Origin of the sequence: Sphingobacterium sp. UBA5670 (genome assembly GCF_002420705.1) — a bacterium.
GTDB lineage: Bacteria > Bacteroidota > Bacteroidia > Sphingobacteriales > Sphingobacteriaceae > Sphingobacterium.
This window is the reverse complement of record NZ_DIIM01000018.1, coordinates 163,083-186,031: the sequence shown is the minus strand read 5'-3', so window position 1 is coordinate 186,031 and position 22,949 is coordinate 163,083. Positions and strand designations below refer to the sequence as shown.

22 protein-coding genes are annotated in these 22,949 nt (G+C 38.3%); 13 read left to right on the top strand and 9 right to left on the bottom strand.

The genetic code is table 11. The features are described from left to right. Positions 1-111 precede the first annotated feature (111 nt). Complete coding sequence (locus B3C94_RS15145; RefSeq protein WP_046674101.1) at positions 112-1,092, top strand: deoxyhypusine synthase family protein; 981 nt, start codon at positions 112-114, stop codon at positions 1,090-1,092. 90 nt (positions 1,093-1,182) lie between these two features. Continuing rightward, positions 1,183-1,845: a hypothetical protein gene (locus B3C94_RS15140; RefSeq protein ID WP_293905081.1), complete on the top strand. Its 663-nt coding sequence runs from the start codon at positions 1,183-1,185 to the stop codon at positions 1,843-1,845. Between the two features lie 33 nt (positions 1,846-1,878). Here B3C94_RS15140 and B3C94_RS15135 read toward each other — a convergent pair whose 3' ends face one another. After that, positions 1,879-2,862: an energy transducer TonB gene (locus B3C94_RS15135; protein ID WP_293905079.1), complete on the bottom strand. Its 984-nt coding sequence runs from the start codon at positions 2,860-2,862 to the stop codon at positions 1,879-1,881. Positions 2,863-2,970: 108 nt separating this feature from the next. Between B3C94_RS15135 and B3C94_RS15130 the strand changes: the two genes are divergently transcribed. Continuing rightward, positions 2,971-3,546: a non-canonical purine NTP diphosphatase gene (locus B3C94_RS15130; protein WP_293905077.1), complete on the top strand. Its 576-nt coding sequence runs from the start codon at positions 2,971-2,973 to the stop codon at positions 3,544-3,546. A gap of 158 nt (positions 3,547-3,704) precedes the next feature. Here B3C94_RS15130 and B3C94_RS15125 read toward each other — a convergent pair whose 3' ends face one another. Further along, the gene (locus tag B3C94_RS15125; RefSeq protein ID WP_293905075.1) at positions 3,705-6,272 is read right to left on the bottom strand and encodes an OstA-like protein; all 2,568 of its coding nucleotides are present in this window, start codon (positions 6,270-6,272) and stop codon (positions 3,705-3,707) included. A gap of 54 nt (positions 6,273-6,326) precedes the next feature. Between B3C94_RS15125 and tilS the strand changes: the two genes are divergently transcribed. The 5 genes from tilS to B3C94_RS15100 all read left to right on the top strand — a co-directional run bounded on the left by tilS (position 6,327) and on the right by B3C94_RS15100 (position 10,212). After that, positions 6,327-7,658 carry a tRNA lysidine(34) synthetase TilS gene (gene tilS, locus B3C94_RS15120; RefSeq protein ID WP_293905073.1) on the top strand — a complete coding sequence of 444 codons (1,332 nt, stop codon included), beginning with the start codon at positions 6,327-6,329 and terminating at the stop codon, positions 7,656-7,658. 193 nt (positions 7,659-7,851) lie between these two features. Continuing rightward, on the top strand, positions 7,852-8,346 hold the full coding sequence (locus B3C94_RS15115; RefSeq protein WP_293905071.1) for a hypothetical protein: 495 nt from the start codon (positions 7,852-7,854) through the stop codon (positions 8,344-8,346). Between the two features lie 89 nt (positions 8,347-8,435). Beyond that, positions 8,436-8,756, top strand: a complete 321-nt coding sequence (locus tag B3C94_RS15110) for a DUF4834 family protein (protein ID WP_293905069.1) — start codon at positions 8,436-8,438, stop codon at positions 8,754-8,756. A 33-nt stretch (positions 8,757-8,789) separates the two neighbouring features. After that, positions 8,790-9,893 (top strand): DNA replication/repair protein RecF, encoded by a 1,104-nt coding sequence (gene recF, locus B3C94_RS15105; RefSeq protein WP_293905067.1) that lies wholly within the window; start codon positions 8,790-8,792, stop codon positions 9,891-9,893. Further along, entirely contained in the window at positions 9,886-10,212 is a 327-nt protein-coding gene (locus tag B3C94_RS15100) for a DUF721 domain-containing protein (protein WP_228280047.1), read from the top strand. The genes recF and B3C94_RS15100 overlap by 8 nt, the downstream gene beginning before the upstream one ends. 1,012 nt (positions 10,213-11,224) lie before the next feature. On the opposite strand, the gene B3C94_RS15095 is transcribed toward B3C94_RS15100, so the two are convergent. The 3 genes from B3C94_RS15095 to sucC all read right to left on the bottom strand — a co-directional run bounded on the left by B3C94_RS15095 (position 11,225) and on the right by sucC (position 14,949). Then, on the bottom strand, positions 11,225-11,845 hold the full coding sequence (locus B3C94_RS15095) for an L-threonylcarbamoyladenylate synthase (RefSeq protein WP_293905062.1): 621 nt from the start codon (positions 11,843-11,845) through the stop codon (positions 11,225-11,227). Positions 11,846-11,989: 144 nt separating this feature from the next. Further along, a complete protein-coding gene (gene asnS / locus B3C94_RS15090) occupies positions 11,990-13,435 on the bottom strand; it encodes an asparagine--tRNA ligase (protein ID WP_293905060.1) in 1,446 nt (481 codons plus the stop codon). A 320-nt stretch (positions 13,436-13,755) separates the two neighbouring features. Next, positions 13,756-14,949, bottom strand: a complete 1,194-nt coding sequence (gene sucC, locus B3C94_RS15085) for an ADP-forming succinate--CoA ligase subunit beta (RefSeq protein WP_046674091.1) — start codon at positions 14,947-14,949, stop codon at positions 13,756-13,758. Positions 14,950-15,121: 172 nt separating this feature from the next. Here sucC and B3C94_RS15080 point away from each other — a divergent pair, with 172 nt between their 5' ends. From B3C94_RS15080 to B3C94_RS15065, 4 genes are all read left to right on the top strand, one after another. Continuing rightward, complete coding sequence (locus B3C94_RS15080) at positions 15,122-15,772, top strand: ABC transporter ATP-binding protein (RefSeq protein ID WP_293905401.1); 651 nt, start codon at positions 15,122-15,124, stop codon at positions 15,770-15,772. A 46-nt stretch (positions 15,773-15,818) separates the two neighbouring features. Then, complete coding sequence (locus B3C94_RS15075; protein ID WP_293905056.1) at positions 15,819-16,298, top strand: hypothetical protein; 480 nt, start codon at positions 15,819-15,821, stop codon at positions 16,296-16,298. 76 nt (positions 16,299-16,374) lie between these two features. After that, entirely contained in the window at positions 16,375-16,905 is a 531-nt protein-coding gene (locus tag B3C94_RS15070) for an HAD hydrolase-like protein (RefSeq protein WP_293905054.1), read from the top strand. A gap of 127 nt (positions 16,906-17,032) precedes the next feature. Continuing rightward, positions 17,033-18,037, top strand: a complete 1,005-nt coding sequence (locus B3C94_RS15065) for a LacI family DNA-binding transcriptional regulator (protein ID WP_293905052.1) — start codon at positions 17,033-17,035, stop codon at positions 18,035-18,037. Between the two features lie 85 nt (positions 18,038-18,122). Here B3C94_RS15065 and lpdA (B3C94_RS15060) read toward each other — a convergent pair whose 3' ends face one another. Beyond that, positions 18,123-19,511 (bottom strand): dihydrolipoyl dehydrogenase, encoded by a 1,389-nt coding sequence (gene lpdA, locus B3C94_RS15060; RefSeq protein WP_293905050.1) that lies wholly within the window; start codon positions 19,509-19,511, stop codon positions 18,123-18,125. 245 nt (positions 19,512-19,756) lie between these two features. Between lpdA (B3C94_RS15060) and B3C94_RS15055 the strand changes: the two genes are divergently transcribed. Next, positions 19,757-20,056, top strand: coding sequence for a DUF3817 domain-containing protein (locus B3C94_RS15055; RefSeq protein ID WP_293905048.1), 300 nt, complete (start codon positions 19,757-19,759; stop codon positions 20,054-20,056). A 147-nt stretch (positions 20,057-20,203) separates the two neighbouring features. On the opposite strand, the gene B3C94_RS15050 is transcribed toward B3C94_RS15055, so the two are convergent. The 3 genes from B3C94_RS15050 to B3C94_RS15040 form a co-directional block, all read right to left on the bottom strand. Next, positions 20,204-20,611, bottom strand: a complete 408-nt coding sequence (locus B3C94_RS15050; protein ID WP_293905046.1) for an acyl-CoA thioesterase — start codon at positions 20,609-20,611, stop codon at positions 20,204-20,206. A gap of 67 nt (positions 20,612-20,678) precedes the next feature. Beyond that, positions 20,679-22,085 carry a dihydrolipoyl dehydrogenase gene (lpdA, locus tag B3C94_RS15045; RefSeq protein WP_293905044.1) on the bottom strand — a complete coding sequence of 469 codons (1,407 nt, stop codon included), beginning with the start codon at positions 22,083-22,085 and terminating at the stop codon, positions 20,679-20,681. Between the two features lie 219 nt (positions 22,086-22,304). After that, on the bottom strand, positions 22,305-22,838 hold the full coding sequence (locus B3C94_RS15040) for a plastocyanin/azurin family copper-binding protein (protein WP_293905042.1): 534 nt from the start codon (positions 22,836-22,838) through the stop codon (positions 22,305-22,307). Between the last annotated feature and the right edge of the window lie 111 nt (positions 22,839-22,949).

The following is a 22,949-nucleotide window of genomic DNA, read 5'->3' as shown; positions in this document are numbered from 1 at the left end:
TTTGTTAAAAAAAATGTGGTCTATACGCGTTTTGGATCTCTGTTGGGACGAAAATAGATTATATTCAGTACCTTTGCGATACTTATTATTTTATAAAAGTTAGAAAATATCATGAGTACTCAAAAAGGACCTATTTCTCAATTTATTGAGCATAATTACCGTCACTTTAACGCAGCGGCATTAGTAGATGCTGCAAAAGGTTACGAGGAACATCTGTTGGATGGTGGAAAAATGTTGATCTCTTTAGGAGGTGCAATGTCTACAGCTGAATTGGGTGTTTCTTTAGCAGAAATGATCCGTCAAGATAAAGTACACTTTATTTCTTGTACTGGTGCTAATTTGGAAGAGGATGTGATGAACCTTGTGGCACACTCACACTACAAAAGAATCCCTAATTATAGAGATTTGACAGCTGAGCAAGAAAGAGAGCTATTGGATAATCACTATAATCGTGTGACAGATACTTGTATTCCTGAAGAGGAAGCTTTCCGTCGTTTGCAGAAGCATCTTGAAGATGTTTGGCATGCTGCTGAAGCAAAAGGTGAGCGTTACTTGCCGCATGAATTCCTTTATCAAGTCGTTAATTCAGGTGTATTGGAGCAATATTATGAAATCGACCCAAAAGATTCCTGGATTGTTGCTGCTGCTGAGAAAAATTTACCGATTGTATGTCCGGGATGGGAAGATTCAACCACAGGTAATATCTTCGCATCCAATGTGATTAAAGGTAAATTGAAAGCGAGTACAGTTAAGTCTGGTATCGAATATATGATTTACTTAACAGAATGGTACCGTAACAACTCAGCAGGTAAAGGTGTTGGATTTTTCCAAATCGCCGGTGGTATTTCTGGTGACTTTCCAATCTGTGTAGTTCCGATGATGTATCAAGATCTTGAATGGGAAGAAGTACCTTTCTGGGCTTATTTCTGTCAGATCTCTGATTCAACAACTTCGTATGGTTCTTACTCAGGCGCTGTTCCAAACGAGAAAATCACTTGGGGTAAGTTAGATATTGATACACCTAAATTTATTGTAGAATCTGACGCAACGATCGTTGCGCCATTGATCTTCTCGTATATCTTAGGTCATTAATCTTTTTGACATATAGAAAGGAGCGATTTTTCGCTCCTTTTTCTTTTCCCTTTTTCTTCTTTATCTTTACTATCTAATATTTTTTTCCCAATGAGCAATCTTACAACAGATAATCCCGTTGCACTTCAGACCTTAATGGATGAAACAATCTTTGGAAATGGTTTTGATTTTCAAGCCGATCTGTCTGGACATTCTTTACAGGAGGAGAATAGTGTTCATGCGCAAGCAGCTATTGTACAAGCATCATTGACAACGAAGGACACTTCGTATGTAGCAGTGGGGATAGGGGAAGCCCAACAAGCTGTCCCTAGTCAGGTAGTCAGCGGAAGCCATGCTGTTAACCATCTTGAGGTATTGGGTGGGGAGTTTATCTACCAGGGAAACAAGGAGCAAGGAATACTTTTTATTCTGCGATATGAGCAGTATCCTTACTTCTCACCAGCGGCACTTGAAGCTTTCGAGAAAACAATTGGCGCCTTGAAATTGACAAAAGAGACCGTTGCAGTGCTTAATTTGGCGAATAGCCATAATCCAAATGATTTTAAGCGTATCATGCAATTTTTTCAGCCGACTAAGATTATTTTGCTGGGAGTGGAACCGGCCTCTTTGAAACTACCTTTTATTGAACATAATTCCTATATGAAAGGCCGTATTGCCACGGTTTTTAATACGTTCAGTTTTGAAGAGATGTTTGTTGATGTAAATAAAAAGAAACTGTTCTGGAATGAATTTAAGACCTTTATTGTTTCTTAATTTTATAGAATATAATAGAACGCTGTTACTAAGTTATCTCAGATTTAGTCGAATCGGTAAAGTATAAGCAATACGTACCGGTTCTCCGCGAAGTGTTCCCGGAATCCATTTTTTTGACTTTTTGATCACCTCAACTCCTGCGGCACCTGTTCCGTATCCTAGATCTTTTTGGATCTTAATATTGGATAGGCTACCATCTTTCTCTACGATAAAACTGATGTGGACGATTCCATTCACACCATTTTTCATTGCATCAATCGGATATTTATAATTCTCGGCGATGAAGCGCATAAAGCTGTCCATTCCCTCTGAATAGATTGGGTTGGTTTGATAGTTGGTAGAGTCGTAAAAGATAATTTTACCATTGTTCTTTGTTTTCTCGCCTCGTATCAAGTGACCTTTTTCATAATATTCTTTAAACGTATACGACTTTTTGGGAGAATCACTTGATTTTCCAATCCATTCTCCTTCACGTTTATTGGAAACCAAGGCCCCTTCTTCATAGTCTTCATTGTCAAGATTAGTTAGGCGAAGAAATCCATTTCCATGTTCTAATCTTTTTATTCCCAAAGAGTCATAATAGAGAATGTACCGCGTTGTAGACGTGTTGTATTTGGAAAACTGTTCTTCGCGCCCATTATTATGGGTTTTTAAATAGAGTGTTCCTGAGGGATAGTAGTAATAAGCCGTGTCAATCAATAGTGCTCTATCTGAAAAAGTTTCTGTGCTTTTTAGTTTTCCATTTGGGTAGTAGGTTTCCTTTTTTCCTACAAAGGCATATGGCGCTTTATCGGTCAATGATACGCCTTTTGTTTTAACCTGATCATTGTTTGCAAATTTTTCTAAGAAAACATATTGCCTTCTTCCATCTTTAAATTCAGGGGTAACTTTTCTGGAGTAATAGGCTTTTTTCATATCTGTGGTCAGATCTCCTGATTTATCCAGATAATATTGAGCTTTCACATTATTCAGACCTAATAAGATTAATGTGAGAAGTAATTGGAATACACTTTTCATAACTTGTATTAAGTTATGAAAAAGTAAGTAATTTCTAAAATGTAGGTACAGGAATGTTAATATGGATAAGAATGCATATTTTTGATGGGATATCAAAATAAATAGAAGATGCTAGAACTTGTGTTTGCAACCAATAATGCCCATAAACTGGAAGAGGTCCAAGCGATCGTGGGGAACGCTTTTGTTATTAAGAGTCTGAACGATATTGACTGTCAGGATGATATTCCAGAAACAGGCGTAACATTTGAAGAGAATGCACAACAGAAAACAGATTATTTGGTTAATAAATATGGCCTTTACTGCTTTGGTGATGATTCTGGATTGGAGATAGACGCATTAAATGGCGAACCGGGCGTTTATTCGGCACGTTATTCCGGATCAAGGGATATGGAAAAGAACATTGATCTTGTCCTGCAGAAATTAGGTGATACCCTCAACCGCACGGCGAGATTCAAAACAGTTATTTCCTTGTATCTGAATGAGCAGCAGCACTTCTTTGAGGGAAGTATTGAAGGCAAAATTATAGATCAACGTAGAGGTGTTGATGGGTTTGGTTATGACCCCATCTTTATCCCAAATGGCTATGATAAAACTTTTGCGGAAATGACAGCAGAGGAAAAAAACAGCATAAGCCATCGTGCGATTGCTGTTGGCAAACTTGCTGCATATTTAAAAACGAAGTAAGTCAGTTACTAGATCATTTGAATTATAAATAGAAATTTCTATTGATTTAATTTAATGAACGAGCGCATCTGAGAGGAGCAGCAGATAGTCTTGAATCAAAAAAGCAGCGCAAAACAATTTGTTTTGCGCTGCTTTTTTGTGCGACCTGGTAGTGGCGGTTATTTAGCTTTTACCTTTGTCTGAGTACTATCTTGCGCCGGTGTTATCGCCGATTTATTAGTTGTTGAGTCGGACTTTGCAGTTGCTTTGTCGGCTGCAGTCTTTACATTAGTTTTTGTACTGTTAGCTTTATCTGTTGTTTCCGATGGCTTAGCAGTTTTTGTTGTAGCGCTTGCTTTGTCACCTTCGGTATCTTTAACCTTATCGGTACTTCCAATAGTATTCGCTTCCTTTGCAGCACCCTTTTTAGGCCCTGTGGTTTTATCACCTTTGTTAATGGCTTTCATTGTTCCTGATTCCTCACCTTCCGGTGCAGTAGGAACCGTAAATGAAGCTTTCGAAAGATCTCTTTTTCGATTTAATAAATCGTCTTTTGACTTAGGCCGGTCTTCAGGTCGCCAAGTGAAATTCGGAAGGAATTCTTTATCGGCAGTGACTTCAGCAATAGGATAGACCTTGCCGTCTACTTTCCGGATGGACACATATTCTTTCAGCTTATTGTCTTCCATCAAGATCTTGAAACGACTGCTGCGATCATGGACAAGCTCTGTGGTTACATTGGTCTTCTCATCAATATTGTAAAATATGTTTTCCGCATTACCATCTACAAAAAGGCGTTCCATGCGATTATTGGTGAAAAAGCTTGTAATTTTTCGTCCCTTAATCTGATTAAATTTTAAAGAGTCACTTGTCGCGTTTACCATAAAGGCATTGCCCACAAGCAGTGAATTGTCCAGCTTTTGGTTCTTTACTTGCAAAAATATGGTGTCTCCCGAAATCTGTGAGTTTTCGGCCCACATCATTGGTTTTCCCATTAGTCTGAACATGGAATCTTGCATCCCGTAATACATGGAATCGGCTACAGCTTGTAAATCAGATTTAAATAACCGAGCATTATAGTAGGCCTTTATAATTCTTGTTTTGGCCGTATCTTGGGAAAGAGAATCGCGTTTTTCCGCTTGGGCATTTTTTAATGCAGCCCCCATCAGTTTTTCTGATTCACCGCCTTGCGGGATGACCGCTTTTTTGCGCAATACACTGTCAGCCTTCAGGTTTTTCTCAATTTCTATCTTATTTTGATCACCGACTATGACCGGTACTTTCTTCGGAGCAACCGGCTTTCTATTCGTAAGGGTATCTGGTGCTTTTTTTGTGTTTTTTTCCAGTGATGGTTTTTTTGTGTCGTTTTTATGCAAACTATCGAGGTCTTTTTGAAGACTATCTGCAACAGTTTTTAATGTACCCGTAGAATCAATCGGTGTTGATGTCGAATCCTGGTCACCATAATCGATCTCGTTATCATCCTCGATTGCGCCACCTTCACGATTTAATTTGAAATCTTTGGGAATATAGTCTCTGCGGAATATCATTTGTGAGAACAGCGTATCGGCGGTCATAAAAACAGAATCTACTTGTGCGTCACCCTTGAGTTGTTCTTTTTTGTTGCTTTTGGTGTTTTTACCCAGATGATCCTTTTCTTCGAGAATTCCTTCTGATGCAGTTTTGTCTGATTTGAGGTTGTCTTTCTGTTCCTCTTTCTCAATCTTCTTTAATTCTTTAGCTTCTTTTTTGAGCTCTTTCTCCGACTTTTGTGGAACTGGAGACAAAGAAGATGGGGAATCTTTCTGTGTTGAATCTTTTTTGACAACCGAAATGATCAGCGGTTTATCTGTCATTGTAATGGATTCGTTTCTCCCATTGTATAAGCCAAATCCGCCATAAGCATAAAATTTGTCTAAGGTGTCCACAAAGACCACATTTTTTACGGCTTTACCGATTCCCACTTGCCTGTCGTAGAATAGGCTATCGCCCTTGAGAAACTTTGTTCCCTCCGTGTAGAGATTATTTTTAGAAAAATAGGCTTGGCCTGTTGCCATATGGTATCGGCCTTTTTCAGTATATAAATTTTCACCCTTATTCCCTTTGATATTCGTGGGGCCATAGAATTCGGTAATACGTGTATTCCCATTGTATTTCATGGAGTCGGTGTAGACTTTCACATTGGTCGATCTAACGACAACTTTTTGATTGAAATAGGATTCGCCTGTATTTTCGAAATAAGTAGCTCGCTGGCTGGTAATTGTGTCACTTCCTGATAGAATACGACCACCGCTGTAGTAATTACCTATCTTGCTGCGCATATTATAGACGAGGTGATCGGTTGTCAATATAGACCCGCTGGTGCTGACCATACGAACAGCGCCTGTAAGTGTTGCAAGCTGCATGGCCGCTTCATAGTGTAATTTATTGGAAAATATTTGGGTACCATCAGGCTGAGTGATGATCACATTTCCAAAGGCTTCAAAAAATTGTCGACCAATGTTATCTTTATGTAGATAGCCACTGTCTGAGGACAGTGTTGAACCAACGTGTTCATACACCGGCCGATAAAACGACATATTGCCATCTTTTCCAGTAATAATATGGGATGATGACAGAAGCTTTAATTCATCCTTCTTCTGGGCTTGGACCGACAAGCCAGTTAAAATAAATACAATAAGTGTATAAATGTATTGTTTCACAAGGGCAAAAATATGGATTTTAATTGCTACTTTACTGGATTTCACAAATTTTAAGACTTGAATTTATCATTCGGTCAAAATATACCGTAACTTTGTTATATGAATGTGCTGGAAAGACTAATGGGCTATATTGAAAAGGAGCATTTGTTGATGCCTCATGATAAAATATTGCTTACAGTAAGTGGGGGAAAGGACTCCATGTTAATGGCACATTTGTTTGCAAAAGCGGGATACCACATTGCTATTGCCCACTGTAATTTTCAATTAAGAGGGGAAGATTCGGAGCAAGACGAAGCGCTGGTGAGAAAATTTGCAGCGGAAAACGGTATTCCAATATTTGTGAAGCACTTTGATACAAAAGCTTACGCAAAGGATCAACAGATTTCAATTCAAATGGCCGCTCGGGAATTACGTTACGCCTGGTTTGAAAAACTTAGACACGAACTGCAGTTTGATCGAATCGCTGTGGCTCAGCATCTGAATGACCACATCGAAACAGTACTTCTTAACCTTTCACGTGGAACCGGTCTTCAGGGTCTTCAGGGTATTTTTCCGATTCGGGAACGTATTATCCGGCCGCTTCTTTTTTTGAAAGCCAGTGAAATCGAACATTTTGTTCACATGTATGGTATTGCTTATCGAGATGACCAATCTAATTTTTCAACAAAATATGCACGTAATAAAATTAGAATTGATATTATTCCACATTTCAAAAAACTTCAACCCGACTTTGAAATGATATTCGAACAGAATATCAATCACTTTAAAGAGTCCTATCAACTATTACAGCAATTTGTTGAACCTATTCGGAAAAAGCTTTTCTATCCTACAGATGAGGGGTGGGGAGTTCGGAAAGAAGACCTCGAGCCTTATCTGGATAATTTACCATTACTTTATGAATTATTTTCGGCCTTTAATTTTTCGAAAGCTGTACTGAGCGATCTCCAACAAGCTTGGGTGAAAGAATCGGGCCGTGTTTTTCAATCCGATTGTTACCATATGCTGTTGGATCGAAGTGAACTTTTTATTCGGGAGAAAGAATTTATTTCACCCGATGAGGCTTTGATAACTTCCGAAACTTCGACCGTTGAGTGGAAGCGGTATTGTTTTCACGCCGAGGTTTCCACGGATATAGCTATTGTCCGAACGCCTGATCTTGCTAAACTGGATTATGATTTATTGGTATTCCCACTGACAATTCGGTCCTGGAAAGTCGGAGATAGTTTTTATCCTTTAGGTATGGAAGGACGGAAGAAGCTGAGTGATTTCTTTATCAATAAAAAGATCAGTCTTTTTGAAAAAGAAAATATTCCGCTGGTGGTAAATGGAAATGGGGATATCCTATGGATCGCCAATTATCGCATGGACAATCGTTATAAAATTACCTCCAATACAAAAAAAGTCCTTACTTTAGTTTGCAGAACTGATTAGTATGAAAAAATGCTGATTATGTCTATGACGAAAAAACATATAATGGATAATCGGACAATGTGTTTAAACTAACTTGTTCGATAATGCGGTTGTGACGCAAATTCTATAGAAACAAAATGATGTTATTTGGAAGCTGAACTGTAAGCACGTAATGTGTCTAAGATCTCCAAAGTAAAATCTAAATCTCAAGTCAATGAAAGAAGGTGTACTCTATTCGGAAAATCAATATTTAGGACGTGACCGTGTTTGGATCAGTGTGCGTTTGGTACTCGTGCTTTTTTGTTTTACTGCATTTTATCTCAATTTAGATCATTTGATCTCGAGTCAATTGTTCTTTATTGTAGGGGTAGGTATAATTATTACCTCTATCGTTATGATGTATATGGTATTGTTCCGCATAGAGGTATTTCAAGACCATATTCTAATTAGCGGACTTTGGTCTACCCGTGTTGTGAAAATTGATCTTGCGTCCATTACAAAAATAGAAAAAGCACCATATAGTACATTCTTTTTCAATAATCCAGTTTACAATTTACATACAAAAGGAAAGATTAAATTCTTTGCTGGTGGCAAAAATGCTGTTTTTTTAACAGATAAAGATGGCCTTACCTATGTATTGGGGACGCAGCGGCAGGAAGAGTTATATCGTGTTATTATGGAAACGAAAGGAAAATTAGGGAAGTCTTAAAATTTGTTAATAATTTCTTATCTGACAATTTAAAGACAACAGTTTATCGAGTTATTGGTTAAATTTGAGAAAATAGCAACGAATTAACTATGGCATTTTTAAAATTTATACTTATTACATTCGCTGTTTACTTTGTAGTAAGATTCTTATTTCGATTATTTTTACCATTTGCAATGCGTAAAGCAGCTGAAAAGTTGATGAAAAAGGCGCAACAGCAAGGTGGAGCATACAATGGCCAGGGACAGGGCGGTACTTTCTATTATGAATTTAATGGACAAAATAAGCAAGAAAGCACAAGATCACAGCCCGAGGGTAAAATCCATGTCGATTACATTCCACCAAAAGAAACTCCTGAACGTAAAGGAACAGAAACTGCTGGTGAGTTTGTCGATTTTGAGGAAATAAAATAATTTTTAGCGACCCAAATAGCGTATCTTTGTGCTATGTGGCTCAAGCAACTTTCTGTTCTAAATTTCAAGAATTACTCGGAATCATCTTTGGAATTTCTCCCCGAGGTAAATGCTTTTACAGGGAATAATGGTGTTGGTAAAACCAATCTTTTGGATGCAATCCACTATTTATCGCTCTGTAAAAGTTACTTTAATCCGATCGATTCACAGCATATTAAATCAGGCAATGACTGGTTTATGGTACAGGGAGAATTTGATAAGGAATCATCCAGTGATTTTATATCTTGTAGCTTAAAAAAGAATCAAAAGAAACAGTTTAAAAAAAATAAAAAGGATTATCCTCGGCTGGCTGATCATATTGGACTATTCCCCTTGGTTATGATATCGCCAAATGATAGTATCATCGTAACAGATGGTAGTGAAGAGCGGAGAAAGTTTGTGGACAATGTGATTTCCCAAACAGATAATAAATATCTGGATACCCTTATTATTTACAATAAGTTTTTAGCCCAACGTAATAGTCTTCTTAAACAAGCGCGTCAAACAAGTGTATTAGATCTTGGGCTGATTGAAATTCTTAATTTTCAGCTTGAAGAAGTAGGAAATATTATTTTCCAGAAAAGAAGGTCTTTTATGGAAGAATTTCAACCTGAATTTGAACGGCATTATCAGTTTCTCACCGACGATGCCGAGACTGTTCACTTGCAATATGAATCCCCTTTAATGTTAGATTCTTTCCTCCATATTTTAGAAAAGAATTTGGAGCGTGATCGTATATTGGAACGAACAACGCAGGGTATACATAAGGATGATCTGATCTTTACCATCCATGGGGGCATGCCTTTAAAAAAATTTGGTTCCCAAGGTCAACAGAAATCTTTTCTAATTGCATTAAAACTTGCTCAGTATTCCTATTTACAGCAGAAGAAAGGTTTTAAACCTTTGCTTCTGCTGGATGATATCTTTGATAAACTTGATGATCGCCGAACACATAAATTGATGCAGATGGTTTCCGAAGATGATTTTGGGCAGATTTTTCTGACGGATACGGATTCAACAAGAATTCAGCGAATCTTTGACGAAATTAGTCGGCCTGTTCGTATATTTGATATTGAAGGAGGGCAAGTTAATGTATAAGAAGCAAGCAAAGAAAAGTCTCGAGTTTATTCGTTCAAGTGACGATATGACAATCAAGGAGGGGGTTGAACGTCTCCTTGAGGCTTATAAACTACGTAGGAAATTTGATGAAACATCGATCGCTTCTGTTTGGCCTCAATTGATCGGTAAAGCTATTGCAAATCGTACACAGCAACTCTATGTACGTGATAAAAAACTGTTTGTACGTGTAGAGTCTGCGGTCATTAAAAATGAATTGGCGCTTATGAGAAGACAAATACTAGGACGGGTAAATGAATATGTAGGTCACGTCATTATTGAAGAAGTCGTCATCTTATAAACTCTCCTTCATGTTTGACCAACTCATTAAAGCTTTCTATCGATTCAGTATTTGGTATGAGCCAAAACCTTGAGCCGTATCCGGGCAAAAATAAATTCTTGATAAAAATCAAACGTCATCTTTCTATCTTATCCAAGTTTTGTCTTATCTCCATTAGCGGAGGCTGATGCTTAGCAGAAGGTCTCATAATTTTATGCGCTATAAAGTTGTTTGATCGAAAGGTATACCTTATCCTATGAATAGCCTCTTTTTGGAATTAAATGTCATTTAAGATGGACCTCAGTTACCGGCTGGTGGGACACGGTCTATACGATATCTTCATATGGATAGAATATAGGGTGGATGCTAAAGAGGTCTGTTTATTTTATCTATTAAGACGAAAGCGATGAAAAAGATTGAAACAAGCATTCTTATTGATGCAACAGTGGAAGACGTTTGGCGGGTGTTAAGCGAATTTAAGGCTTAATCCCTATGGCGCCCAGCAATTAAGCAGTTTGAACGGCAGCCGGTCGTTGGACAACGCTGCAAAATCCTTTTAGAACCACCAAGCGGATTTAAAACTGTTAATAGAAACAAGAGGTGGATTTGGTCTTTTCAACATGGCGATAAAAACACATGTTGAGAAGAATTCTTAACTTTTAACATGCTGATGTTAGTTGAGGTTTTTTATACACATAATGTTGGTGATCTTTTGTGGGGGTAGGTAGTTTATTCACATTTTGTTGTTAATAACCTGCTAGTTTTGCACATTTTCAGCTGGTTTTTAGCTTTTGCCTATCTTGTTTTAAACATTTTTATGTTGATAAGTGTTTGTTTGTTCACATTTACACAAAATGAATATATAGGTAATTCCACTTATCAACATTATTAGTGTTGATAAGTGGTTATTATTGTTAATAAGTCGTTGTTGAATTTTGCGTAATGGTATGTTATGCACAAAATACCAACAGTCTTTGTCCAGAGGATCTGACTGGTTTATGCATGTGCTTTAGATGTGCAGAACGTTGAGAAATTACAAATACTGTTCGAGATCACCTTTACCTTCACGAATAACATCGAAAGTTCCTTCTGTTAGATCGACTACGGTTGATGCCACATTGTCGCCATAACCACCATCAATTACTGCATCAACTAGGTCCTCATATTTTTCATGGATTAATTCCGGATCTGTAGAATATTCGATGATTTCGTCTTCATCGTGGATGGAGGTAGTCACAATAGGGTTGCCCAGCTGTTTGACAATTTCACGAACAATATTATTATCGGGGACACGGATACCAACGGTCTTCTTTTTTGAGCTCAGTAATTTTGGGACTTTGGTGGTCGCATTAAAGATAAAAGTGAAGGGACCCGGTAATGCTTTTTTTAGGACTCGGAATACCGATGTATCGAAGGATTTTGTGTACTGTGAGATATCTGTTAAATCATAACAAATAAACGACAGGTTTGCTTTTTCTGGCTTTAAACCTCTAATTTCACATACCCGTTCGATTGCTTTTTGTTGCGTGATATCGCAGCCTATACCATATACAGTATCTGTAGGGTAGATGATTACGCCGCCACGGCGAAGAATATCAACTGCCTGTTCTATTGCTTTGGGGTTGGGATTGTCGTTATATATCTTAATAAGCATTTTTCTCTTTATTTAGGTGCCATAAACTAGCGCTAATCTCCAACCTTTAAGTGGAGGTCAATAAGTATAGGCCATTTTGAATTGACATGTTCTATCTAAAAAAACAACAGCCAAAATATTTTGTTTTGGCTGTTGTTTTTTATGTTAAAATTCTGCGTTTTTCGGTGTGCGCGGGAATGGAATCACATCGCGGATATTTGTCATCCCTGTTGTGAACAGCACTAGACGTTCAAAACCTACGCCAAATCCTGAATGTGGTACCGAACCAAAACGACGGGTATCCAAAAACCACTCCATTTCTTCGGCAGGAATACCCACTTCGGCCATGCGGTCCAATAAACGTTCAAGATTTTCCTCGCGTTGGGAACCGCCTACCATTTCACCAATACCTGGGAAAAGAATATCCATCGCCCTAACCGTGTTCCTTCCTTGTTCATCAGGTTGATTTTGCTTCATGTAGAAGGATTTAATCTCCCGTGGATAGTCTGTTAAGATCACTGGTTTTTTGAAGTGCTTCTCTACCAGATAACGCTCATGTTCCGATTGTAGATCTGCTCCCCAATCATCAATTAGATATTTGAATTGTTTCTTTTGGTTTGGCTTGCTACGTTTTAAGATTTCAACTGCGTCGGTGTAAGTAACACGTTCAAAATCGTTAGCTAAAACGAAGTTTAATTTTTCAATAAGATTTAATTCTGAGCGTTCTGCGGCTGGTTTTGATTTTTCTTCTTCCAGCAACCGATTTTTCAAGAACTCAATTTCTTCCGGGCAATTTTCCAAAGCATATTTAATGACATATTTCAATAAAGCTTCGGCCAGATCCATATTGTCCTCTAGTTCATAAAAAGCCATTTCAGGTTCGATCATCCAGAATTCAGCTAAGTGACGTGTCGTATTTGAATTCTCGGCTCTAAATGTCGGACCGAAGGTATAAATGTTTCCAAACGCCATGGCGCCAAGCTCCCCTTCTAATTGGCCTGATACTGTTAGGTTGGTTGATTTTCCAAAGAAATCTTCTTTGAAATCTATATCTCCATTTTCTTTGCGTGGAGGATTCTTTAAATCCAGGGTTGTAACCTGAAACATTTCTCCAGCACCTTCCGCATCAGAACCAGTAATGATTGGGGTATGCATGTAGACGAAGTCATTTTCCTGAAAAAACTTGTGCACAGCAAATGCTAGCGCATTACGAACCTTGAATACAGCATTGAATGTCCCGGTACGGAAACGCAAATGTGCGATTTCACGTAAAAACTCTAAGCTATGCTTTTTGGGTTGTAAAGGATATTTTTCGGGGTCAGAGTCGCCAATAATACTTACTTCAGTAGCTTTAACCTCTACTTTCTGTCCTTTGCCCAATGATTCTATCAATTGACCTTTTACGCGAACTGCCGCTCCAGTGGTGATACGTTTTAAGATATCTTCAGGTGTATTTTCAAAATCGACAACTGCTTGAATATTATTGATTGACGAACCGTCATTGATTGCTATAAACTGATTGTTGCGGAAAGTTCTTACCCAACCTTTAACAACGACCTCTTTGCCAAATTCTGTGGCATTCAATAGTTCCTTTATTCTTGTGTGTTCCATCTTAATTTTTGGAGATTGACTTGTAAAAGATGCTTTGTTAAAAAAGCAATACAAAAATAAGCTATTCTGTTGGTTTATTGGCTATAAATGTTGATTTAATTCATTTAATAGCGGTTAACTATACCGATAGCAGAAAATAGATAATGAAATAAAAATAGGCGAAAACTGCAAGCTGGAGAAGCGATATACGTTGCTTTGACATGATCAGCGATTGGTGGGACGCGATCATTTAGGGGGATGAGTCAATTAAATTGAGATGAATAAACAAAAAACGCGGATTAAAAATTAATCCGCGTTTTTCTATGATGATTAAAAGGAAATTAACCTTTCAATACTTTTGTTACTAATTCAGCAGCTTCTTTCAATAAGATTGCAGAATAAACCTGTAAGCCCGATTCATCAATTAATTTTTTCGCTTCTTCGGCATTAGTACCTTGAAGACGAACGATAATAGGCACAGGAATGTTGCCGATTTCGCTATAAGCATCAATTACACCTTGAGCGACGCGGTCACAACGAACAATACCACCGAAGATATTAATTAAGATCGCTTTTACATTAGGGTCTTTTAAGATGATATTGAAACCAGCTTTCACAGTTTCAGCATTTGCAGTACCACCAACGTCCAAGAAATTCGCAGGTTCACCACCAGCCAATTTGATGATATCCATTGTCGCCATTGCTAAACCAGCACCATTTACCATACAACCTACGTTACCATCTAATTTAACGTAGTTAAGGTTTGATTCACCAGCTTCAACTTCTGTTGGATCTTCCTCAGTCACGTCACGCATTGCTGCGTAATCAGGGTGACGGTATAGTGCGTTCTCATCAAGATTTACTTTCGCATCAACTGCTAAGATCTTATCGTCTGAAGTTTTCAGTACCGGATTGATCTCAAACATAGAAGAGTCTGTAGAATCGTATGCTTTGTAAAGAGCAGCAACAAATTTTACCATTTCTTTGTGCGCAGCACCTGAAAGACCTAGGTTGAAAGCAATTTTACGTGCTTGGAATCCTTGTAAGCCTACTTTTGGATCGATTTCTTCTTTGAAAATCAAGTGTGGTGTTTTTTCTGCAACTTCTTCGATATCCATACCACCTTCTGTAGAGTACATAACGATGTTACGTCCTTTAGCACGGTCTAGTAATACAGACATGTAGAATTCTTTTGTTTCGCTCTCGCCTGGATAATAAACGTCTTGAGCAACCAAGACTTTATTTACTTTTTTACCTTCAGGTCCAGTTTGAGGCGTTACTAATTGCATACCAATGATGTCAGTAGCTCGTTGTTTGACCTCATCTAAGTTCTTAGCTAACTTGACACCACCACCTTTACCACGGCCACCAGCGTGAATTTGAGCTTTGACAACAACCCAATCAGAATTGTAGTCTTCTTTCATTTTTTTAGCCGCTTCCACAGCTTGCTCTGGAGTATCTGCTACGATACCTTCCTGTACGCGCACACCAAAGCTCTTTAGTATTTGTTTTCCTTGATATTCGTGAATGTTCATTTGCAAAAATATTTGGCGTAAAAATATGTTTTTTTGGGGGATAAGACAAGGGATAAATTGCTCTTTTATCTATTTTTTGACATTTGGGTAAAATAAAATGGCTGAAATAGAGAAATAACAGCTTATTTATTCAAACACGAGGTATCGTAAATTTATTTATCTTTGTCCTATGATGTTACATGCTCAAGGAATTCACAAAGCTTATGGATCATTGCCAATTTTAAAAGGTGTTGATATCGACGTTGAAAAAGGTGAAATCGTCAGCATCGTCGGTGCCTCAGGGGCAGGTAAAAGTACGCTGTTGCACATCATCGGCACCCTAGATAAACCTGATCGTGGATCAGTTTTCATCAATGGTGTGGATGTTCAAAAATTGAACGCCAAAAAGTTGAGTGCCTTCCGAAATGAACATATCGGTTTTGTATTTCAATTCCACCATCTGTTGCCAGAATTTACAGCACTCGAAAATGTGTGTATTCCAGCTTTTATACAGGGAAAGGGGAGATCTGAGGCGGAAACTAAAGCAAAGGAACTGCTGGAGCTATTAGGGGTTTCACATCGTATTGACCACAAGCCTGCAGAAATGTCTGGGGGCGAGCAACAACGTGTTTCTGTAGCTCGTGCCCTGATCAATGATCCTTCCATTATTTTGGCGGATGAACCTTCTGGTAATCTCGACTCGGAAAATGCAGCCGCTTTACATCAATTGTTTTTTGATCTTAGAAACAAATTTCAGCAGACGTTTATTATCGTTACCCATAATGAGGAACTTGCCCGGATTTCTGATCGAACGATTCATATGCGGGATGGGCTAGTCGTGTAACAAAATCAAAATACCCCTAAATAAGGGAGTTCTAACGTTATTTTTAATGAATAAAATACTTATCACTTTCGGGACCAGACCATTGGCAATGCGTATCGCTAAAAGATTGGGACCTGATTTCGAAGTCATCTATGCAAGTTCAGAAGATATTCCTGAATTACTGCTAAAATCAGGTAACTATGCCAAGATTCCGAAAGGACTTCTCCCTACATTTGCACACGAGGTGCTTAAATTAAGTTTGGATCAGCAGGTTAATTATGTATTGCCTTTGGGTGGTTTCGAGCTGGAGCCGCTTTCTGAAGCCAAAGTTTTATTTGAAGAGTATCAGATCTCGGTTCTTGTCCCTGATAAGGATCTGCTAGAAACTATTCCCGTTATGGAAAATCCGCCTGCTGACTTGCCTTATATGCTTCTTGTAAAGGGTAGCAATTTACTGGATTCGAGGACTTTTGAAAGATCATTGGACGGATTATTTGCCACATCAGATTCCGGTGAGGATCTAGCGCTAATCTGTGTATCCAAATAAAATATAACTTTTGGGGCTAACATGATAATCGTTCCGACGATGTTGATACAGCCCTTAACTTTAAGCTTTTATACCCATGCTATTTCCAGAAGAGAAAAAGGTGTATGTTTTTGAATTAGATGATGTTGTTTTTCCAAAAAAGGATTACTTACTGCAAGTGTATTATCTTTTTGCAAATTTTATAGAATTTACAGAAACCGTTCCGCCACAGGCAGATTTAGTTCATTTTATGAAAAATCACCTTGAGCATCAAGGAGAATATTTATTGTTTGAACATGCGCAGCAGACCTTTGGATTTGATCAAAAATATAAGGAGAATTTTGAGCGGCTTCATGTGAATGCTATTTTGCCACTAAGGTTAAATTTATTTGAGCATATTAAGACGCTATTTTCGCAGTTAAAAGCTGCTGACAAGCACATCTGTATCCTAACGAAAGGGAATCCACTTGAACAGCTCAACAAAGTGAAATTTGTGAATTGGGGCGAATATGGTGACACGATAAAAGTTTATTTTAAGGATGAACTCGTTTTTAGGGAAATAGAGCCATTGGAGTTCCTTGCCACGGAGTTTGCAGTGGGAGAAGCCGAAATTCAATTTGTAGACTAAGTCTACAGTAAGTATCTTTGTTTAATCTACCAACAATAATTGTCATTAAAATCGTCGTCAATATTGTTGAAAAAAAATTATGATTAGGGATATAAAAGCCCTATTTTTATATAAAGCCCTTGGATTTATGAATAAAGTGAACAAGCCTGCCACGATTAAAGAAATTGCCAAGAAGCTGAAAATCAGTCCTTCGACAGTTTCTAGAGCATTGAATGATCACCCCAGTATTGGATTGGTAACAACAATGCGAGTTAAAAAAATGGCCGAAGAATTGAATTATGAACCCAATCAAACAGCTATATTCTTCAAGCAACGTAAGACATTCACTATTGCTGTGATCTTGCCGAGTCTGTCGGAGCCATTTTTTTCGTTTGCGATCAGTGAAATTGAAAATGTTGCATCAGAACATCGATATACTGTTTTGATGGGCCAATCGTTGGATGATCCGGATCGTGAAGAGCAGATCTTGAAAACGTTTAAAAACCACCGTGTCGACGGGATTTTAATGTCTATAGGTAAAAAGACAACCAATTTGGAGTTTATCGAAAAGTTGGAAGCTTCTGGAATTCCGATTGTCTTCTTTGACTGTGTGCCTAGTTTGCCTAATATCAATAAAGTGCAGAGTGATCTTTCTACCGGGATGAACGAAGCTGTCGATGCTTTTGTAGCACGCGGGCATAAAGTCATCGCACTTGTAAATGGACCGAAAACATTACCTGCAAGTGAAGATAGAAAGGTAGCTTATCTATCCGCTATGAAAAGGAATGATATGGACATTTTGGAGAAAAATATCATCGAAACAGATTTGAGTACAGAGGGAAATGAAAAAGCGATGGACAGTATATTTGCGATGTCCGAGCGCCCTTCTGCGATTATCTCTTTTAATGATTTTGTCACACTTGATCTGATGAAAGCAGCCCGACAAAAAGGCCTTGTCTTAAATCAAGATATTTTCTTTATTAGTTATGCCAACTATCCCCTGTGGCAGTATATGGAAAATCCACCGATGGGACGCATTGAACAATTTCCGGGGATGCAGGCGCGCAAGGCGGCTGAAATTTTATTTGATCGGATTGACAATACAGAAATTGTGGACCAACAGATCGTCTTTAAGTCGAGGCTAGTTATGTAATCACATTTATCTGTTACTTAATAAAATTAAAAAGGGGAAAATCATTAGACTTTCCCCTTTTTAGTTTATTAAGTTGCTACAAATACTATAAGTGAATTACCTCACCGTAAGCATCAGCACAAGCTTCCATAATCGCTTCACTCATTGTTGGGTGAGGATGTATCGTTTTAATCATTTCATGGCCTGTTGTTTCCAATTTACGGGCAACCACCACCTCTGCAATCATTTCGGTTACATTAGCACCAATTAGGTGTGCACCTAGGAATTCACCATATTTAGCGTCAAAGATCACTTTGACAAAGCCATCTTTCGCGCCAGCAGCTGAAGCTTTTCCTGAGGCTGAGAATGGGAATTTACCAACTTTAATTTCATAGCCGGCTTCTTTTGCTGCTTTTTCAGTATAACCTACAGAAGCAATTTCTGGAGAGCAATACGTACAACCAGGGATATTGTTGTAATCAATAGGTTCAACGTGTAGACCTTTGATCTTTTCAACGCAGGTGATACCTTCTGCCGAAGCAACGTGCGCCAAGGCTTGGCCTTTAACAATGTCACCGATAGCATATACACCTTCGATGTTTGTTTTGTAGAAGTCATCTACAACGACACGTCCACGATCAGTCTTTACACCAACCTCTTCCAAGCCGATGTTTTCGATATTAGGAGCAATACCTACAGCAGATAATACAACTTCCGCTTCGATAACTTCAACACCTTTTTCTGTTTTGATCGAAACCTTGCTCAATTCTCCAGATGTATCTACAGATTGTACTTCTGATTTAGTAAGGATATTAATGCCCTGTTTCTTTAAGCTTTTCTCTAATTGTTTTGAGATTTCTTCATCTTCAACAGGAACGATTCTATCCATAAATTCAACGATAGTTACTTTGGTTCCGATTGCATTATAGAAATAAGCAAACTCAACGCCAATAGCACCCGACCCTACAACAACTAGAGATTTTGGTTGTTTAGGAAGTGTCATTGCCTGACGGTAACCGATGATTTTTTTACCGTCCTGAGGTAAATTAGGCAATTCACGAGAACGTGCACCAGTCGCTAGGATGGTATGTTTTGCCGAATATTCTTTAGTAGAACCGTCTGCGCCTTTTACATCGATTTTACCACCTTTTTTAATTTTTGCAGTTCCATTGATAACGTCGATTTTATTCTTTTTCATCAAGAACTGAATACCTTTACTCATTCCTTCAGCAACCCCGCGACTTCTTTTGACTATAGCTTCAAAATCAGCCTCACCACCTTGAACATTGATGCCGTAATCAGCGGCATGGTTTAAATATTCAAATACCTGAGCACTTTTCAATAATGCTTTTGTAGGGATACAGCCCCAGTTTAGACAGATTCCGCCTAATGATTCGCGTTCAATAATCGCTGTTTTGAACCCTAACTGAGCGGCTCTAATGGCAGCAACATACCCGCCTGGACCACTACCGATTACAATGATGTCGTAATTCATATAAATAAATATTCTGTAGTTGAGTGTTATAGCTTCAGATATCAAAATATAGGAAGCATATATTCATTCAAAAGTACGCATTTTTTCTGATGAATCTGAACTATTTATTGTAAAATTGGCGGTTTCTGATAAAACACTGACCTTGTTCTTGGGTTAATGTCACATCTTGGTAAAAGGGGGAAAAATAATAGACAAACCACATTTAGAGTCTTATTTTTGAATCTCACAATATACAGTTTATCATTATGTTAAGAATATTCAGACAGATCGCCTTGTGGGAAGCAATCTCTACTATTTGCTTGTTTTTTATTGCTATGCCTTTGAAATATTTGGCAGGGATCCCAGAAGCCGTCAAAATTGCAGGCTCTATCCATGGCTTCTTTGTCGTTATATTTGTGGTTATGCTGATTATGTCAACTGTTGAATATAAATGGCCAATTTTAAAAGCGATTAAATATTTCCTCGCTTCTTTAGTACCTATTTTAGGCTTTTGGGTAGAATTGGATCTGAAAAAAGAAATTGAAGGAAAAAGACAGGGGTCTTAGTTTTTTCTATAAGAATTCTAATGCATGAATTTTTGCACGGAATTAAGTCTAGAATAGCGTAAAACAATAGTATGCATTTTATGGGCCAATAAATGTGTCCGTATCCTTTACGGGAGACATCAAATAATAAAGACAGGGGAGAGATGTTTAATCATCTCTTCTACCTGTCTTCTCGATCCCCATATAAGCATAGGTAATGCTATCCTTCCCGTGTGGAACCGGATTACCATCCTCATCGAGGTTTACAAACACCAATTTGTCGATTGATAGGATTGTTTTTCTGGATATTTTATTTCTAACCTCACAGCGCATTGTTAAGGATGTTGTTCCAAAGTTGATCGCCTCGATGCCCAGTTCCAGGATGTCACCCTGTTTAGCTGAACTCACAAAGTTTATTTCTGAAATAAATTTGGTAACCACTTTGGGGTTTCCCAGTTGGACGATCGCATAAATTACAGCCTCTTCATCGATCCAACGTAATAATGTTCCGCCAAATAATGTTCCATTGGGATTTAGATCTTCGGGTTTGACCCATTTTCTTGTGTAAAAATTCATCGTGTATAGGTAGTTATGACAAAGGGGAAAAGTTTCCTTTTCCCCTCGAATATGTTATGTTTACCGCCTAAGCGTGTATTGCTCTATTTGCTGTAGCTGCGAGTGCTGCCTCTTTAATAGCTTCAGTATAGGTCGGATGTGCATGGCAGATACGCGCGATATCTTCTGCAGATGCGCGGTATTCCATGGCTACTGTAGCCTCACCGATCATGTCAGCGGCACGAGGACCGATCATATGTACTCCTAACACTTCGTCAGTGGTAGCGTCAGCTAATACTTTGACAAAACCATCTGTATCACCTGATGCTTTTGCACGGCCAGAAGCTTTGAAAGAAAACGATCCAGCTTTGTATTTCACGCCAGCCTCCTTAAGTTGTTCTTCAGTCTTTCCGACAGAGGCAACTTCAGGCCAGGTATAAACAACACCAGGAATCAAATTGTAATCGATATGTGGTTTTTGGCCTGCAATATATTCTGCTACGTAAACTCCTTCGTCCTCAGCTTTATGTGCTAACATGGCCCCTGTGATGACATCACCGATTGCAAAAACACCTTGTACAGGCGTTTCAAGATGTGCATTAACAGGGATTTTCTTACCTCTTTCTTCTAAAGTAATGCCAATGTTTTCTAATCCTAGACCTTCAGAATACGCTGTACGTCCTACGGCTACAATACAATAATCTCCCTCTAAAGTGATTTCTTGTCCTTTTGGATCCTCTGCAGTTACTTTTACGACTTTACCTTTTGCTGAAGCTCCAGTTACTTTGTGCCCTAAATAGAATTCCATACCCAATGATTTTTTCAAAACACGTTGCAATTCCTTTCCTAAGCCGCCGTCCATTGTTCCAATGATAGATTTTGCGAATTCAACAACGGAAACTTTTGAACCTAGTCGAGCATAAACTGAACCTAACTCTAAACCAATAACACCGCCGCCGATAACAATAAGATGTTTAGGGATCTCTTTTAGGTTGAGGGCTTCAGTAGAAGTAATAATTCTTTTTTTATCAACAGGTAAGAAAGGTAAAGATGTTGGTTTTGATCCTGTTGCGATAATTACATTTTTAGCTGTTAGCTGTTCTGTAGAACCATCAGCTTTTGTTATTTTGATGGTGTTTTTGTCTACAAATGAACCTACACCTTGAAAACTGTCAATTTTATTCTTTTTGAATAAGAAAGTGATACCGGCAGTATTTTGGGCAATGACATCGTCTTTACGAGCAATCATCTTTGCCATGTCTACTTTTAGGTCTTTCAGGCTGATGCCGAATGCATCAAAATTGTGGGCAGCATTGTGGTAATGCTCCGATGAATCTAAAAGCGCTTTAGAAGGAATACATCCAACGTTAAGACAAGTACCACCAAATGTGCTATATTTTTCAATAACAGCTGTTTTTAATCCTAATTGGGCACAACGGATAGCTCCTACATATCCGCCTGGACCACTTCCGATTACAATTACGTCGTATTGCATTGATTACGTTTTATTTTTTTGTACCACAAATTTAATGATTATTAATGGGATAGGAAATCAAAACTTACGATTTATGGTCAAAGAGTCTTACTTTACATTTTTTTGATAAAAGACCGCGAAATATGTAGCATTTGAAGGAATGGATTGGCTACTTAAAGAGACATATTCGGTATAATAAAAGGATATCCATGGGGTTGAATATCCTTTTGTGCTTGTTTTTTATTCTGCAACGATTTTTCCTTGCATAACACCATAGTGTCCAGGGAAACTACAGATAAAGGTATAAACTCCTTTTTCTAGTGTAAAAGTGATCTTGTCAGTTTCTCCAGGTCCTAATAATTTCGTGTGTGAAACAATAGAAGATAATGCAGATTTTGGAATATATTCATCTGCCGCTGCTGCTGCAGCCTCAGCACCGAAAGTTGGAAGATCAACACCTGGTTTTAGGATAACAACATTGTGTCCCATCGATTCTTTTGGCATCGTACCCGCATTTTTGAAAGATAATTCCACAGGCTCACCAGCTTTTACACGGAACAAATCCTTATCGTATTTCATCTGATCGTTACCTTCTAAAGATAAGCTGTTGGAAATTGCTACGTTCTCAATGCCAGGCACTGTTTCTGTTGCTTGGTTTTCTGTTGAAGGCGCTGCTTCTGTACCAGTCGATTTTGCAGACTTGTCACTGTTTCCACCACAAGAAGCAATTGATAAAGCAACTGCAACTGCTGGTATCATAAAAAGTTTTTTCATTAGAATGATTGTTTGTTTATCTTTTATTTATTTTAGGCATTTACGCTGCCCTCAGCGGTTGGGGGATGGGGTTATTACAGATTTTTCCTTTTCGGAGTCGATTCTATGACA

Bases quoted from the DNA above. Each gene is read 5' to 3' on its own strand.
- B3C94_RS15145 (WP_046674101.1), top strand. From the start codon at position 112: ATGAGTACTCAAAAAGGACCTATTTCTCAATTTATTGAGCATAATTAC.
- asnS (WP_293905060.1), bottom strand. From the start codon at position 13,435: ATGGAACACACAAGAATAAAGGAACTATTGAATGCCACAGAATTTGGC.
- B3C94_RS15065 (WP_293905052.1), top strand. From the start codon at position 17,033: ATGAATAAAGTGAACAAGCCTGCCACGATTAAAGAAATTGCCAAGAAG.
- B3C94_RS15075 (WP_293905056.1), top strand. From the start codon at position 15,819: ATGAATAAAATACTTATCACTTTCGGGACCAGACCATTGGCAATGCGT.
- B3C94_RS15055 (WP_293905048.1), top strand. From the start codon at position 19,757: ATGTTAAGAATATTCAGACAGATCGCCTTGTGGGAAGCAATCTCTACT.
- B3C94_RS15115 (WP_293905071.1), top strand. From the start codon at position 7,852: ATGAAAGAAGGTGTACTCTATTCGGAAAATCAATATTTAGGACGTGAC.
- B3C94_RS15130 (WP_293905077.1), top strand. From the start codon at position 2,971: ATGCTAGAACTTGTGTTTGCAACCAATAATGCCCATAAACTGGAAGAG.
- B3C94_RS15095 (WP_293905062.1), bottom strand. From the start codon at position 11,845: ATGCTTATTAAGATATATAACGACAATCCCAACCCCAAAGCAATAGAA.
- B3C94_RS15070 (WP_293905054.1), top strand. From the start codon at position 16,375: ATGCTATTTCCAGAAGAGAAAAAGGTGTATGTTTTTGAATTAGATGAT.
- B3C94_RS15135 (WP_293905079.1), bottom strand. From the start codon at position 2,862: ATGAAAAGTGTATTCCAATTACTTCTCACATTAATCTTATTAGGTCTG.
- tilS (WP_293905073.1), top strand. From the start codon at position 6,327: ATGAATGTGCTGGAAAGACTAATGGGCTATATTGAAAAGGAGCATTTG.
- sucC (WP_046674091.1), bottom strand. From the start codon at position 14,949: ATGAACATTCACGAATATCAAGGAAAACAAATACTAAAGAGCTTTGGT.
- B3C94_RS15080 (WP_293905401.1), top strand. From the start codon at position 15,122: ATGTTACATGCTCAAGGAATTCACAAAGCTTATGGATCATTGCCAATT.
- B3C94_RS15040 (WP_293905042.1), bottom strand. From the start codon at position 22,838: ATGAAAAAACTTTTTATGATACCAGCAGTTGCAGTTGCTTTATCAATT.
- recF (WP_293905067.1), top strand. From the start codon at position 8,790: ATGTGGCTCAAGCAACTTTCTGTTCTAAATTTCAAGAATTACTCGGAA.
- B3C94_RS15100 (WP_228280047.1), top strand. From the start codon at position 9,886: ATGTATAAGAAGCAAGCAAAGAAAAGTCTCGAGTTTATTCGTTCAAGT.
- lpdA (WP_293905050.1), bottom strand. From the start codon at position 19,511: ATGAATTACGACATCATTGTAATCGGTAGTGGTCCAGGCGGGTATGTT.
- B3C94_RS15140 (WP_293905081.1), top strand. From the start codon at position 1,183: ATGAGCAATCTTACAACAGATAATCCCGTTGCACTTCAGACCTTAATG.
- lpdA (WP_293905044.1), bottom strand. From the start codon at position 22,085: ATGCAATACGACGTAATTGTAATCGGAAGTGGTCCAGGCGGATATGTA.
- B3C94_RS15110 (WP_293905069.1), top strand. From the start codon at position 8,436: ATGGCATTTTTAAAATTTATACTTATTACATTCGCTGTTTACTTTGTA.
- B3C94_RS15050 (WP_293905046.1), bottom strand. From the start codon at position 20,611: ATGAATTTTTACACAAGAAAATGGGTCAAACCCGAAGATCTAAATCCC.